14 protein-coding genes are annotated in these 13681 nt (G+C 69.5%); 6 read left to right on the top strand and 8 right to left on the bottom strand.

Going from position 1 to position 13681, the window contains the following annotated elements:
- Positions 1–21: 21 nt before the first annotated feature.
- Genes KME78_RS21355 through KME78_RS21345 form a run of 3 tightly spaced genes read right to left on the bottom strand, consistent with a single transcriptional unit; the run spans position 22 to position 2676 of the window.
- Positions 22–810: an ABC transporter ATP-binding protein gene (locus KME78_RS21355; protein ID WP_219530894.1), complete on the bottom strand. Its 789-nt coding sequence runs from the start codon at positions 808–810 to the stop codon at positions 22–24.
- A complete protein-coding gene (locus KME78_RS21350) occupies positions 807–1829 on the bottom strand; it encodes an ABC transporter substrate-binding protein (RefSeq protein WP_219530893.1) in 1023 nt (340 codons plus the stop codon). Before KME78_RS21350 ends, KME78_RS21355 begins: the two co-directional genes overlap by 4 nt.
- Before the next feature lie 7 nt (positions 1830–1836).
- Positions 1837–2676: an ABC transporter permease gene (locus KME78_RS21345; protein ID WP_308127056.1), complete on the bottom strand. Its 840-nt coding sequence runs from the start codon at positions 2674–2676 to the stop codon at positions 1837–1839.
- Positions 2677–2811: 135 nt separating this feature from the next.
- Between KME78_RS21345 and KME78_RS21340 the strand changes: the two genes are divergently transcribed.
- Complete coding sequence (locus KME78_RS21340) at positions 2812–3837, top strand: LacI family DNA-binding transcriptional regulator (protein WP_219530891.1); 1026 nt, start codon at positions 2812–2814, stop codon at positions 3835–3837.
- A gap of 243 nt (positions 3838–4080) precedes the next feature.
- Here KME78_RS21340 and KME78_RS21335 read toward each other — a convergent pair whose 3' ends face one another.
- Together KME78_RS21335 and speB are read right to left on the bottom strand one after the other, a co-directional pair.
- Positions 4081–5055, bottom strand: a complete 975-nt coding sequence (locus tag KME78_RS21335; protein ID WP_219530890.1) for a hypothetical protein — start codon at positions 5053–5055, stop codon at positions 4081–4083.
- Between the two features lie 549 nt (positions 5056–5604).
- A complete protein-coding gene (speB, locus tag KME78_RS21330) occupies positions 5605–6567 on the bottom strand; it encodes an agmatinase (RefSeq protein ID WP_219530889.1) in 963 nt (320 codons plus the stop codon).
- 127 nt (positions 6568–6694) lie between these two features.
- Between speB and KME78_RS21325 the strand changes: the two genes are divergently transcribed.
- Positions 6695–8185, top strand: a complete 1491-nt coding sequence (locus KME78_RS21325) for a PucR family transcriptional regulator (protein ID WP_219530888.1) — start codon at positions 6695–6697, stop codon at positions 8183–8185.
- On the opposite strand, the gene KME78_RS21320 is transcribed toward KME78_RS21325, so the two are convergent.
- Entirely contained in the window at positions 8159–8389 is a 231-nt protein-coding gene (locus KME78_RS21320; protein ID WP_219530887.1) for a hypothetical protein, read from the bottom strand. The genes KME78_RS21325 and KME78_RS21320 overlap by 27 nt on opposite strands.
- Positions 8390–8645: 256 nt before the next feature.
- Between KME78_RS21320 and KME78_RS21315 the strand changes: the two genes are divergently transcribed.
- The 4 genes from KME78_RS21315 to KME78_RS21300 are packed head-to-tail and all read left to right on the top strand — an operon-like array spanning position 8646 to position 11986.
- Positions 8646–10046, top strand: a complete 1401-nt coding sequence (locus KME78_RS21315; protein ID WP_219530886.1) for an APC family permease — start codon at positions 8646–8648, stop codon at positions 10044–10046.
- Positions 10043–10420, top strand: a complete 378-nt coding sequence (locus KME78_RS21310) for a hypothetical protein (RefSeq protein WP_219530885.1) — start codon at positions 10043–10045, stop codon at positions 10418–10420. Before KME78_RS21315 ends, KME78_RS21310 begins: the two co-directional genes overlap by 4 nt.
- A gap of 5 nt (positions 10421–10425) precedes the next feature.
- Positions 10426–11346: a carbon-nitrogen hydrolase family protein gene (locus KME78_RS21305; protein WP_219530884.1), complete on the top strand. Its 921-nt coding sequence runs from the start codon at positions 10426–10428 to the stop codon at positions 11344–11346.
- A 4-nt stretch (positions 11347–11350) separates the two neighbouring features.
- Positions 11351–11986, top strand: coding sequence for a TetR/AcrR family transcriptional regulator (locus tag KME78_RS21300; protein WP_219530883.1), 636 nt, complete (start codon positions 11351–11353; stop codon positions 11984–11986).
- A gap of 516 nt (positions 11987–12502) precedes the next feature.
- Here KME78_RS21300 and KME78_RS21295 read toward each other — a convergent pair.
- Positions 12503–13381: an LLM class flavin-dependent oxidoreductase gene (locus tag KME78_RS21295; protein WP_219530882.1), complete on the bottom strand. Its 879-nt coding sequence runs from the start codon at positions 13379–13381 to the stop codon at positions 12503–12505.
- Positions 13381–13681: zinc-binding dehydrogenase (locus tag KME78_RS21290; RefSeq protein ID WP_219530881.1), on the bottom strand; the 301-nt coding region annotated here is incomplete at its 5' end. The genes KME78_RS21295 and KME78_RS21290, both read right to left, overlap by 1 nt.

Raw genomic sequence — 13681 nt, 5'->3', positions numbered from 1 at the left:
GGATCCGAATGGCCGGGGCGGTCAGTCGTTGTGGCCGGCGGCCCCCAGCAGATCGCGGATGTGGCTGGTCGCGGCGGCGAACGCGGGCTGGGACATGGTCGCCGCGTAGTCACGCACCCGCGGCAGCGCCACGTCGATGACCTCGGCGATCGTGCCCGGCCGCGGCGTCATGACGACCACCCGGTTGCCGAGGTAGACCGCCTCGGCGATGGAGTGCGTGACCAGCAGGACCGTGGTCTCGGTCTCGTGCCAGATGCGGTGCAGCTCGACGTTCATCTGCTCCCTGGTCAGCGCGTCGAGCGCGCCGAACGGCTCGTCCATGAGCAGCACCGGCGGCCGGTGCAGCAGCGCGCGGCAGAGCGCCACCCGCTGCTGCATCCCGCCGGACAGCTCGTGCGGCAAGGAGTCCTCGAAGCCCGTCAGCCCGGTCATGGCGATCAGCTCGTCCGCCCGGGCGGCGGCCTCCTTCTGCGGCATGCCGCGCATCTCTGCCTGCAGCAGGATGTTCTTGCGCGCCGTACGCCACTCCAGCAGGGCGGCGCGCTGGAAGACGTACCCGACGTCATGACGCGGGCCGCCGACGGCGCCGCCGAGCAGTCGCACCGCGCCCGCCGACGGCTTGAGCAGCCCGGACACCAGCTTGAGCAGCGTCGACTTGCCGCACCCCGACGGGCCCACGATGGACACGAACTCGCCGGGGCGGACGTCCATCGACACGTTCTCCAGCGCGAGCACGTCGCGCTTCTTCGCCCGGAACCGCACCGCCACCGTGTCGATCTCGACGGCGGGGGCCTGTTGCGTCACGGTCATCCCTTCGGCGCCACGCTGGAGTCCCAGTAGGCGCTGGGCGCCTGCGGGTTGGAGACCAGGCCGGCCTTGGCGAACGTGTCGATCGTCTTCTGCCAGTCGGCCTCGGTGTTGACCCCCGGCGCCTGGCCCTGGGTGGCGTCCGTGTGCAGCAGCGTGGTCGTGGTCTTGAACTGGTCGAGCAGCACCTGCGCCGGGGGCAGCTGCTCCGAGGCGCCCTTCATGGCGTCCACCGCGGCCTGCTGGTCCTTCTCCGCCGCCGCCCACGCCTCGCTGGTGGCCGCGACCATCCGCTTGGCCAGGTCGGCCTTGCTCTGCAGGAAGCTCGAGGAGGTGAGCAGGCCGTTGCTGTAGTAGTTCAGGCCGAACTCGGAGAAGCGCAGGTAGGCCACCGGCTTGCCGGCCTTGTTCTGCATGGTCGGGCCCTGGTCGGAGGCGTAGCCGAGCAGCGCGTCCGTCTGCCCCGACATGACCGCCGCGATCTTGCCGGCCGGGTCGGTGTTCTGCATCTTGACGTCGGCGTCGGTCATCCCGTTGGCCTTGAGGAACACCGGGAACGTCTTGGTGAGCGCGTCACCGGCCGTCGAGGCGATGGTCTTGCCCTTCAGGTCGGCCGGCTTGGTGATGTTCTTCTCCTGGAAGAACTGCACCGAGGCCGGGGTCGTCTGCAGGAAGACGCCCAGGCTCTTCACCGGCACGCCCTGGCTCACCCCGCCGAGCAGCGCCGGGGTGTCGGCCCAGCCGAAGTCCGTCTGGCCGGCACCGGTGGCCTGCACGGTCTTCTGGGAGCCCTGCCCGGCCTGGATCGTCAGGTCGATGCCGTGCCTCTCGAAGATGCCCTTCGACTTGCCGTAGTAGAACGGGGCGTGCTCGCCGTACGGATACCAGTTGAGCGTGAGCGTGGCCTTGTCGAGCTGCTTGCCCGACGAGCTGGTGGTCTTCTCGCCGCCGCCGGAGCCGCACGCGGTGGCGAACAGGAGCAGGGCCGGGGCTAAGGCGGCGATCAGCGTGCGTGTCTTCATGGCGTCCTCAATAAGTCACGGTTACGGCGTCACCACGGCGGCTGGCGTGCCAGGGCAGCAGCAGCCGCTCGGCGAACTCGACGGCGACGAAGAGCACGACGCCGAGGAATGACATGACAAGGAGTCCCGCGAACAGCATGGGCGTGTCGATGTTGCCGTTGGCCTGCAGGATGACCGAGCCGAGCCCGTCGTTGCCGCCGACGAACTCGCCCACGACCGCCCCGGTGACCGCGAGCGTCACGGCGACCTTCAACCCGGAGAACAGGAACGGCAGGGAGGCGGGAAACCTGATCTTGGCGAAGGTCTTCGACGGGCTCGCGCCCATGGTCGAAGCCAGCTGGAGCATCTCCGGGTCCACCGACTTCAGGCCGGTGACCATGGAGATGACGACGGGGAAGAACGCGATCAGCACGGCGACCACGATCCTCGGAGTCAGCCCGAACCCCAGCCAGACCACGAACAGCGGGGCGATCGCGATCTTGGGGACGACCTGCGCGAACAGCAGCAGCGGGTAAAGGGTCTTCTCGACCTCCGCCGAGGCCACCATCAGCACGGCCGCGGCGACGCCGACGACGACGGCGATCGCGAAGCCGAGCACCGTCTCATAGGCGGTCACCAGCGTGTGGTGACCGAGGTAGCCGGCCTTGTCGGCCATCACCTGGAGGGTGATCCCGGGCGACGGTACGAGATACTTGGGCACGATCTCGAACTCGGTGATCGCCCACCAGATCGCATAGCAGGCGGCGAGCAGGGCGAGGGGCCGCCAGGAGCGGTCCACCAGTTCCACGACGCGGTCGCGCGAGGCCGGGCTCTCGCGCCGCACGATCCCATCAACGGTCTGTACCACGATCGAAGGTCTCCCTTCACCGCGTGCCATCAGGCCATATGCGAGAAAGCGCTATCTGAAAGCGCTTTCCTGCGGTACGCTAACCCGGTACGGTCGAGGGGTCAAGGTCGTGAACTTCCTGTTACAGGAGGGCGAGTGGCCGATCGCGCTCACGTCACCCTGCGGGATGTGGCGACGGCCGCCGGAGTCTCCCTCGCCACCGCCTCACGTGTCCTCAACGGCACCGCCAAGGTCCGCGAAGACCTGCGCGACCGGGTCGAGGCCGCCGCCTCCGAGCTCGCGTACACACCCAACGCCCACGCCCAGGCCCTCGTCCGGGCCTCCAACGAGACCGTCGGCGTGATCTGCCACGACGTCAGCGACCCCTACTTCTCCGGCATCGCCAGAGGCGTCATGCGCGCCGCCGCGCAGCGCGACCTGCTGGTGATGCTGGCCAGCACGTTCCGAGACAGCGCCCGCGAGGTGGCCTACGTCTCGATGCTGCGCGCCCAGCGCGCCCGCGCGATCCTGCTGATCGGCTCCGGCTTCGAGGACCGGCGGTGGGAGCGGGCCATGGACGTCGAACTGCGGCCCTACCTGAACGCCGGCGGCCGGGTCGCGGTGGTCAGCCGGCACCGCAGCCTGCGCGTCGACACCGTACTGCCGGAGAACCGCGAGGGCGCCGCCGCCCTGGCCAGGGCCTTGCTGGCGCTCGGACACCGGCGCTTCGCCGTCCTGTCCGGGCCGCCCGGCCTCAGCACGGTCGTGGACCGGGTCGGCGGCTTCCGCGACGCGCTGGCGGCGGCCGGGGTGTCGGTCGGCCAGGTCGTGGAGGGGCCGTTCAGCCGCGAGGGCGGCTACGCCGGGGCGTCCGCTCTGCTGGACCGAGGCCTGGACGCCACCTGCCTGTTCGCCACCACCGACGTGATGGCCGTCGGCGCGCTCGCGGCCTTGCGGGAGCGGGGGCTGCGGGTGCCGGAGGACGTGTCGCTGGCGGGGTTCGACGACATTCCCGTGGTACGTGACCTGACGCCGCCGCTGACCACGGTGGCACTGCCGTTGGAGGAGATGGGGGAGCGGGTGATGGCCCTTGCGCTGCGGGGTGGGAGTCGGGGGCGGCGGCGGATCGAACGGATCGCGGGCCGGGTCGTTCTTCGTGCCAGCACCGCCGGGCCGTCTTGAAGGCGTTCGTCCCCCGCCCCTTACCCGATCCGGTGGGCCGTCTGATGCCCACCCGCCCACAACGGCCCTCCGCTTCGCTCCGGACGTCCTCCCAGGCGGGCTGCCGCCCGCCCTCCTGAAGGACCTCGCTCCGCTCGGACCCACTTCTTAGACGCTTCGCTGAGCTGGCTGGATGCGTTGACCCAACTCATCAGCCACCCTTTCACCCACGAATTCCTGATCCCGCGACAGCGCCCTCATTCGCTAGGCGGAGTGCTCATTCGGAGGGTGCGACATTCTCCAGCCGTGCAGCACCGCCCCCGTGGCCACCTGGCGACCTAGCGACCTAGCGACCTGCAGCATGGCGGCCATGAGAGTCAGGCCCACACCGATGCTCAAGACGTGCTCAATGATGGCGACCGTCGCATATTCCGCGGTCACGAACCCCCCGGGCCGCAGAATCGCCATGGGGAGCTTCCAACAACTCCACGCGAACAGCGAGCCCGAGGCCCCGAAGGCGAGCGTCATGGGGATCCACCGTCGGAGGCGGACCGGCCGGCGCCGCGTGACCGTCCAGATGCTCCAGGAGCCCAGCAGGGCCCACAGTCCCGAACTCGCGTTCAGCAGTCGCCCGTTGAGATCCCAGTGATCGCGATGAGCCGGGTCAAGGCCCAACGTCCCGCCCAGCGCCCAGTAGCACCAGAGCAGGCCCAGTCCGACGGCCACCGCCATCGCCGCCGTGACGGGCTTCGATGGGCGGGTGGTGCCGTCCCCGACCCGGCCGAGAAAGGGATGCGGCCATCGCTCTCTCAGGTAGATCGGCAAGGCCACGGCCAGCCCCACTGCCATCGCGGCGAAGCCGATGGTGATGAAGATCTCCTCACCTTGTGGACGCGAGGCGGAGTCGTCACCTCCGCCACCCAGGTCGATCCCGAGTGCGCCGAGAACATTATTGATCACCACATTGGGCAGCATCGGGACCAGGAACCCCGCACCCACCCAGGAAACGAAGATCACTGGTATGGCCGGTAACCGACGGCCCCACGGCTGGGCCAGCGCCAGCCCCAACCCGATCCCGGTCACCGCCATCAGCACGGTGACGGCGTTGAGCGCCACCCAGTCGGCGGTGCTGTAGTCGTCCGGACCGTGCCCCAGCAGAGCCGCAGCGACCCAGACCACCTTGACGGCCAAATAGAGCGACATCCCGAGTGCCGCCGTATAGCCCGCCAGCGTGCGCACCCTGCTCCATCGCGCGCCCACATTCGTCGCAGCCGGAAAGCCCGCCGAATCCTGTGCCACCTGAACCCGAACCCCCTAAGCCGACGGATCTCGACACCGTCGATCTTTCTGGAGCCGTCGATCGGGCAGGATCCCTCCACGGTGTGAACCGCGATGGTCTCGTCCCCCGCACGAGGGAGGGGAAGGGGATTGCCTCGGGGCCGACCGTGTCCATGCCGTCTGATGCCCGCCCACAACGGGTCTCCGCTTCGCTTCCGGCGTTCTCCCAGGCGGGCTGACGCTCGTCTGCGGCGTAGCGGTTGACCTTCGCCGCTGGTCACCCACATGACGTCGTAGAAGCTGGTCAGGTCGCAGGATTGTCCATCTCCCCGACGATGATCTCGGCGAGTCGTTCGCGCCGTTCGGTGTGCAGATCGGCCACGCGGCTCAAGCATCCGGCGCGTTCAGCCACAGTCAGACCGGGAGTATGCGGTCGCGGCTCGCCCGACCTGGTCCCGCACGGCTTTTTGAGTGTTCTTCCCGTGGCGGGATCGATCACGGTGTAACGGGTCATGCGGAGGCTGCTCGAAGGGCGAGCAGGCTGATCAGGTCGTAGGCTACGTGGGCCGCGGCGACGGAGGTGATGTCGGCGTGGTCATAGGCGGGGGCGACCTCCACCACGTCACCGCCGACGAGGTTCAGTCCGCGCAGTCCGCGCAGGATCTCCAGGAGTTCCCGCGACGTCATTCCGCCCGCTTCTGGGGTTCCGGTGCCGGGGGCGTGGGCAGGGTCGAGGACGTCGATGTCGATGGAGACGTACAGCGGTCTGTCGCCGATGCGCTGGCGGAGGGCGTCGACGGTCTCGTCGACGCCACGGCGCATCACGTCGGCCGACGTGATGATCCCAAAACCCAGCCTCCCGTCCTCGTCGAGGTCGGCCTTCCCATAGAGCGGTCCGCGCGTTCCGACGTGGCTGAGTGCCTCGGTGTCCAGCAGGCCTTCCTCTACCGCGCGGCGGAACGGGGTGCCATGGGTGTAGGGCTGGCCGAAGTAGGTGTCCCAGGTGTCCAGGTGCGCGTCGAAGTGCAGCAGGGCCACCGGTCCGTGTCGGTCAGCGACGGCCCGTAGCAGAGGCAGGGCGAGAGTGTGGTCGCCGCCCACGGTGACCACCTGAGCCCCGGTGTTCATGAGCAGACCGGCCTCGGTCCGCACCGTCTCGATGGCCTCGTCGATGTTGAAGGGGTTGACCGCGATGTCGCCGGCGTCGACGACTTGGACGGCCGCGAAGGGCGAGACGTCAAGCACCGGGTGGTAGGGGCGCAGCAGCCGACTGGCCTCACGGATCGCAGCGGGCGCGAAACGCGCTCCGGGCCGGTAGGACACCCCGGAGTCGAAGGGGATGCCCACGACCGCTATGTCCGCGCGGCCTGCCTCATCCAGCCGGGGCAGCCGGGCGAACGTCGCGATCCCCGCGAAGCGCGGCACGACGGAACTGTCGATCGGGCCGATCGGGCCCGGAACGGAAGCGAACATACAGTCGGTCTTTCTCCAAGGTCGCGCTGACGGCTGGGCGGCGAGTGCGTCCAGGCTAGGAGCGCGTTGTCGCCTGCGCACTGGATGGTTTGCACCAATAACCTCCCTATCTGGGATGATTCCTCCCATGGGGGAGCTCATGCCGTTCGTCAGCCTGCGCGGGATCGTCGCCGAAACTGGGCTGATCGTTGTGACCGGCGAGCAGTTGCTTGATCGTCCCGTGCAGTGGGCACATGTCAGCGAGCTCACCGACCCCGCGCCCTATCTGCTCGGCGGTGAACTGCTGCTGACCGCGGGCGTGGATCTGCCTGCCGATGGCGAACGCTTGGACCGATATGTGCGAGGGCTGATCGACGCAGACGTCGCCGCATTGGGGTTCGGCCTGGCGCCCGTGCACCGCGAGATCCCTCCCGGCCTTACCCGAGCGTGCGGCGAACACGGGCTTCCGTTGCTGGCCGTCCCGGAGCACACGCCGTTCCTGGCGGTCTCCCGATCCGTCGCACGGGCGTGGGAGGAGTTGCGCGTCGAGCAGATGCGGGCACTCGCCGAGGCCCAGAGCCGGGTAACGAGCGCGGCGCTGGAGGCCCGCAGGCCTCTCGGGGCGGTGGTGGCCGCGACCGCCGAAGTCCTGGACGGCTGGGCGCTTCTCATCAGCGCGTCCGGCCGGACGATCGCCCGGAGCCCTTGCGCGCCCGAACCCGACACCGACACGATCGCACTAGCCCGGCGCCTTGCCCGGGCCGCGGGCCCACGCGCGGCGAGCACCCATACCTCGGGCGGGCAGGTAGACCTGCACCCGGTAGGAGGCGGCTCCGCAGTGCTCCTGGTCGGGCGCGCCCGGCCGTTCACCGCTCCCGATCGGGCCGTCACGGCGGTCTGCGTCGGCCTGCTGGGCCTACTCACCCGCTCCGCCCGTTCTGACGACAGTCAAGGGCGTCTTCTCACCCGGCTGCTGCTCGGCGATGGCCTCGGCACGGACGACACACCGCCGACGCCCGCGGCCGCGCTTCTGGCGGTGCTGCTCGGCCGTACTCCCGGCGAACCCGTCCGCGTGCTGCGGGCCATCCGTCCGGAGGGGCAACCCGACCCGGAGGAGGCCACCGCCGCCGCTCGAGCCCTGAGCAGTCCGATCCTGGACATCAACGGCACGCAGCTGCGGGCCGTGGTGTCGGCTGACACCGATGAGGAAGCCCTCGCCACGTTGCGGGACTCCACCGGTGCCCTCGGGGTGCTCAGCCGTCCCGTTCATCCCGCCGATCTTCCGACCGCTGACCGGGAGGCCCGCGACCTGCTGCCCCGGGCCGTGGCCGCGAGTGTGCCTCTTGTCGCACGCCCGTCCGGTCCCGGCGTGGGAGCGCTCGTGGAGCGGGGCACCGCTGGCTCCTGGGCCAGGACGGTGCTGGGTCCGCTTCTGGCCGCTGAGGACGGTGAAGAGTTGTGTACGCTGCTGCGCGCCTGGCTCGCGCACCACGGCGGCTGGGAGAGCACGGCCGCGGCGACCGGCCTGCACCGCAACAGCGTCCGCCAAAGGCTGGCCCGCGTCCAGCGTCTGCTGGACACAGACCTCGCCGACGCCGGTGAGCGGGCCCGGCTATGGCTCGCTCTTGACTGGTTGTGACCTCAGCAGCAGCACGAACTCCACATGCCCAGGCAGGACGTAGGGCTCCTCGGCGCTGGCGCCTCCGGGAAGGATCGTGGTCTGCAGCACGAGCAGCCGTTTCTCGCCGGCGGGCGTTAGGTGGTACTCCTCCGGGCCCGTGCCCCCGCGCGCCAGGTACGCGCACGCCTCGACATGCAACCCGAAGTCCTCATCGACCACCATCCACGACCGCCTTACTTGGCCCACATGGATGACTACTAATAGTCACCTCAGATAACGTCCACGGCGCAGTTCGTCCGCTTGTCCGTGGACGCGAGGCGCCGCTGAAGCGGCCTGGCCTGCGAGATGGTCGACCCGGTCCGCCGATCAGAGTGAAACGATCATGATCGCCTGCTATCTGAACGACCCTGGATCGGATCCTCTTGACTTTTTAGAAAGTCTGACGAATGCTTCTCTATCAATCGATAGAGAGGTTCCCGTGAAGACTGACGACACCCGGCTTGAACAGCTCGGATACCAGCAACAATTGCGCCGAGGGCTGGGGGTCTTCTCCACGTTCTCGATCGGTGTGGCGGCCGTGGCACCGGTGGTGGGCCTGTACGCGATCTTCTCGCTGGGCTCGCTGCTCAGCGGGCCCGCCTGGTTGTGGATGCTCGGGGTGGCGCTGGCCGGGCAGCTCCTGGTCGCGGTCGTATACGCGGAGCTGGCCTCGGAGTTCCCGGTGGCGGGTGGGCCATACCAATGGGCGCGCAGGCTGGTCGGTCCGCGCTTCGCCTGGTTCACCGGGATCGTCTATCTGGCGGCGGTGACCGCCGCGCTGGCCACGGTAGCCTACCTGGCGGCGCCTTGGGTCGGCCTGCTGTTCACCGGCGCCGAGCCGCGCGGCGCGACCAGGCTGCTGGTGTCGGCCGGGCTGCTGGCCCTGGCGCTCCTGGTGAACGGCTACGGCGTCCGCGTCATGCGGACGATCGTCAATGCGGGCATCGTCGCCGAGATCATCGGGTCCGTGGTCATCGGGCTGGCGCTGCTGCTCTTCTTCCAGGAGCAGGACTTCTCGGTGCTCTTCGACACTGCGGGAACTGGCGGCTCGTTCCTGGCCACGTTGGCGGTGTGCGGCTGGGCATTCGTCGGCTTCGACGCGAGCGCGTCGGTGGCCGAAGAGACCAGGGGCGCTGGGGCGAACGTGCCACGGGCCATCACCGCCGCGACCGCTGTCGTCGGCGGCGCGGTGATCCTCGTGGCGGTCGCGGTCACTCTCGCCTCCAAGGACCTGGGCGCCCTGGCCAGGGGCGAGGTGCCGGATCCGGTCACGCCCACCGTGCTCGACTCGTTCGGCGCGTGGTCGGCCAAACCGTTCCTGGCCATCGTGGTCACCACGTTCCTGGCCTGCCTGGTGTCGATGCAGGGCTATCTTGGGCGGGTCGCCTTCGGCCTGGCCAGGGACGAGAAGCTGCCCCGCTACCTGGCCAGGGTCAGCCCGCGCAGTCGGGTGCCGCTGGCCGCGATGACCGTCGTGACCCTGGGCGCCGGCGCGGGCCTGCTGCTCGGCCTGAACGACGGCGCGATGGGCACGATGATTACCTTCGGCACCGGCGGGCTTTACATCACCTTCCTGCTGGTCGTGGCCGCCGCCCTCTTTGCGCGGCTGACCGGGCGCTGGCGGCCCGCCGGATCGCTCCGTCTGAGCCGGACCGGGACACCGGTGAACCTGGTTGCGTTCGGCTGGCTGGCGTTCGAAACCGTCAACATCGCCTGGCCGCGCGCAGAGCTTGCATCGCCCGGTGCGCCCGCCTGGCAGGTCTGGGCGGGCGTGTGGGTCTTCGCCGCGATCGCCGTACTCGCGCTGGCCGTCATCCTCATGTCGGGGCGGCGGCGATGAACGTTCTCGGCATCGGCGGGCTGGTCCTGCTGGTCATCGGCGCCTGGTCGGGACTGCTGCTCTACGCGTGCGTGGCCAAGCCCAAGGGCTGGGCGGGCATCAAACAGTTGCCGCGGCTGCGCCAGGGCCACGTGGACGCCCTCATCATCGGCACCGTCTTCGTGGCGGCCGACTCCGCCGGGGTCGTCGACCTCGGCGCGTCGATCATCCTGCTCATCACCGGCTACTACACCGCGCTGTCCACCGGTGCCCTGGCGTGGTGGCCGGACTTCGTGGACCGCTCGCGGCCGCTCCAGATCATCGAATGGGCCTGCTTTGCGGGTTTCGCGCTCGCATGGACCTGGGTGGCGGCCCGCGCCATCATCAACTGGTAAGGAAAATGACCCGTATCTGCATCGTTCAGCGACCCCCGCACCTGCTCGACCTGAACGCCGGAGTCAGCAGCGCCTCCCGCTACATCGCCGAGGCCGCGGCTCTGGGCGCCGATCTGGTCGTCTTCCCGGAAACCTGGCTCGGCGGCTACCCGGCCTGGGTCTTCGGCCTGGCGGGCTGGGACGACTCCGAGGCCCGGCACTGGTTCACGAAACTGGTCAACGCCAGTGCCACCGTGCCGGGACCGCACATCCAAGTCCTGTGCGACGCGGCGGCGAGCAACGCCGTGACCGTCGTCATGGGCTTCAATGAACGAGCCCGCCCCACCGCAGCGACGCTCTACAACAGCATGATCACCATTGGTCCGGACGGGCAGATCTTCGGCGTCCACCGCAAGCTGCTGCCGACCCACACTGAGCGGCTCGTCTGGACCCCCGGCGACGCCCACGGCTTGCGTGCCCACGACACCCCTGCCGGGCAGGTGGGCGGCCTGATCTGCTGGGAGCACTGGCATCCCGTCGCGCGGCAGGCGCTGCACGCCGACGACGAACAGGTCCACATCGCGCTCTGGCCGGACATGCCCGAGCCGCACCTGCTGGCCTCCCGCTGCTACGCGTTCGAGGGACGCTGCTTCGTGGTCGCCGCCGCGACCTACCTCCCGGTCGACTCCGTGCCGCTGCAGCTTCACCAGGCCTACGCCAGGGGAGTGGGCGCCGATGTGCGGGACGAGATCTTCTTCCCCGGCGGCTCGGGGGTCATCGGCCCCGACGGGGAGTGGCGCGTCGGGCCGGTCTACGGCCCTGACCTGGTCGTCGCCGACGTCAACCTCGCCGAGACCGTCGCGTTCAAGCACGACCTCGACGTCACTGGCCACTACGATCGGCCGGGGATCTTGGAATGGAGCGTGGACAGAACCCGGATACGCTGAGGCAGTGGCACGAGTAGGACAAGCGGCCGAACTCGCCGCCAGCACCGACACCCGGCAGCGGATCCTCGCCGAGGCCGCGGCGCTGTTCCGGCGCCACGGCTACCGGGGCACCTCGACCCGGCAGATCGCCGAGGCCGTGGGGGTGCGGCAGCCCACGCTGTTCTACCACTTCCCCAACAAGCAGGCGATCCTCGAGGAACTGCTCGCCCTCAGCCTCGACGACTCCCTCGCGGCCGCCGACCGCGCGGCGCACTCCCCGGGCTCCCCGGCCGAGCGGCTGTATCGTTACGTCGTAGGGGACCTGGCGGCCCTGCACCGCCTCCCGCTCGTCCTGTCCGGCGTCTACGCCAATGACGTCCTGCTCTCTCCGGAGCTCTCCCACTGGGCCGACAAACTCAACGTCCTCTACCAGGCCCTGCGCTCGCTGATCGAACAGGGCGTGAAGAGCGGAGAGTTCACCTCCATCGACCCGGCCCTCGGCCAGACCATGCTCGCCGGGGTCACCCTCGCTCACATCGAGTACGCCGCACAGTACGACCAGGGCGACCCCGAACAACTCGCCCGCGCCGGCGCCCGCTTCATCCTCGGTGGCCTCCTGCGCGATCCCTCCCAACTGGCCGAACTCGAACAACTGGTCTGACCCAATCGGACTCTGTCGGCTACTGGAGTCTGTGATTGATCAATTCGCAGGCGTTGCCCGCACAGGAAAGTGGCTCAAGGTCGATCAGGCGCCACGGTGCCGATAGGCAGACAGTGGCCGCTGGTCTGCCACGGGCTTTCGTAAGACCCGCTGTCAATACCCGTGGCCGGGGCCTGCGTGCGTCCAGCCGGCACTTGTTCCGGAACCGCCTTTTGGCCCGATCGGCGCCTGCTCACGGGGAGCAGAACCTGGCCCTCCGCTCGGGTCCGCGTCACCAGACGCAAAGTAGCTGTGGGTATCCGGAAGTTTGCGGACGGCTTTTCATAAGTCATCCGCAAACAGGGCGACCTGCGAGAACGCCCACAGCGTCGCTTTCGAGGCGGAGAGCGCCGAACTCATCCCCGAACGCCCGGGCCGAAACCGGACGTTGGGCACCGCAGCCGTCACTCACTGTGGCCTGCGGAGACGCTCTACTTTGAGGCTGGTGGCACGGACCCTGGCGGCAGGTCCAGATCTTCAGGGGTTGAGGAGGCGGTTGGTCTCGGCCAGCAGCTCGCTCTGGCGGAGGCGGTCGGCGGGGAACGGCATCGCGATGACGCGGTGCACGCCGACCTCGGCGAGTGCGGCCAGCCGTTCGGCAGCCGCGGCGGGTGGGCCGGTGACCAGGCCACCACGGGCCTCCTCCTCGGTCATCCCGTACTCCATCAGCGACCGGGCCTGAGCGGCGATCACCGACGCGGGCAGGTCGCCGAGACCGACGCTGAGGCCGATCGTGACGCGCGGCGCCGGGCGACCGTATTCGGCGGCGAGGCCGGCCAGTTGGCGGGTCTGTTCGGCGATCTCAGCCGGCGTGGAGAACGCCGGATACCATTCGTCGGCGAAACGGGCGGCTCGGCGCATGGGGCCGGAGCCGATGAGGACGGGCGGCATCGTCGCGCCCGGAGAGAGGGTGATCACCTCGCCGTTCACGTTCGTGGGCTTGCCTTCGACCAGGCTCGGCAGGATCTCCAGGGCGGCGTCGGTGCGCTGCGCGCGTTCGGCGTAGGAGATACCGACGGCCCGCCAGGCTGCGTCGCCGTGCACGTTGCCGCCCGAGCCGACGCCGAGCAGCACCCGACCGCCGGACAGATGCTGCAGGCTGGCGATCTGCTTGGCGGCCCAGGCGACCGGGCGTAGCGCCAAGACCATCACCCCGAAGCCGATCTTGACGCGCTCGGTGACGGCGGCGGCCGTGGCCAGCACTATGGTGCTGTCGAGGAACGGCCGCACCGGGATCAGATGGTCGCCGACCCAGATCGACTCCAGGCCGAGCTCCTCAGCGTGCCGGGCATGCTCGCGCACCCCGGCGGTCTCATCCACGCCGAACGACGGTAGGTTCACGCCGACCTTGAGCATCAGCGCACCTCGAGCAGGGTCTTGCCGACGCTCGCGCGCGACTCGATGGCGGCGTGCGCGGCGGCGGCCCGTTCGAGGGGAAAACGCTGCCCGATCAGCGGCCGCAGCCGTCCGGCGGCGGCCTCGGCGAGGGCGCTCTCGGTGTACTCGCGCATCGTCTCCGGGGTGGGTCGCGCCTGGACCAGCGTGACGCCGCGCGCGACAGCGGCCTCCTCCTCGATGCCGGCCCACTCTCCGCTCGCCAGCCCGAAGCTGACCATCCGGCCGCCGTGGCCGAGCAGGTGGAAGGCGGTCCGGGCG

The sequence above is a fragment of the Nonomuraea guangzhouensis genome (assembly GCF_019396345.1).
Classification (GTDB): Bacteria; Actinomycetota; Actinomycetes; order Streptosporangiales; family Streptosporangiaceae; genus Nonomuraea; species Nonomuraea guangzhouensis.
Note: the sequence above shows the minus strand (reverse complement) of the source record. Positions and strands in the feature narration are given on the sequence as shown.

Bases quoted from the DNA above. Each gene is read 5' to 3' on its own strand.
- KME78_RS21325 (WP_219530888.1), top strand. From the start codon at position 6,695: ATGGGGGAGCTCATGCCGTTCGTCAGCCTGCGCGGGATCGTCGCCGAA.
- KME78_RS21355 (WP_219530894.1), bottom strand. From the start codon at position 810: ATGACCGTGACGCAACAGGCCCCCGCCGTCGAGATCGACACGGTGGCG.
- KME78_RS21305 (WP_219530884.1), top strand. From the start codon at position 10,426: ATGACCCGTATCTGCATCGTTCAGCGACCCCCGCACCTGCTCGACCTG.
- KME78_RS21350 (WP_219530893.1), bottom strand. From the start codon at position 1,829: ATGAAGACACGCACGCTGATCGCCGCCTTAGCCCCGGCCCTGCTCCTG.
- KME78_RS21295 (WP_219530882.1), bottom strand. From the start codon at position 13,381: ATGCTCAAGGTCGGCGTGAACCTACCGTCGTTCGGCGTGGATGAGACC.
- KME78_RS21310 (WP_219530885.1), top strand. From the start codon at position 10,043: ATGAACGTTCTCGGCATCGGCGGGCTGGTCCTGCTGGTCATCGGCGCC.
- KME78_RS21320 (WP_219530887.1), bottom strand. From the start codon at position 8,389: ATGGTGGTCGATGAGGACTTCGGGTTGCATGTCGAGGCGTGCGCGTAC.
- speB (WP_219530889.1), bottom strand. From the start codon at position 6,567: ATGTTCGCTTCCGTTCCGGGCCCGATCGGCCCGATCGACAGTTCCGTC.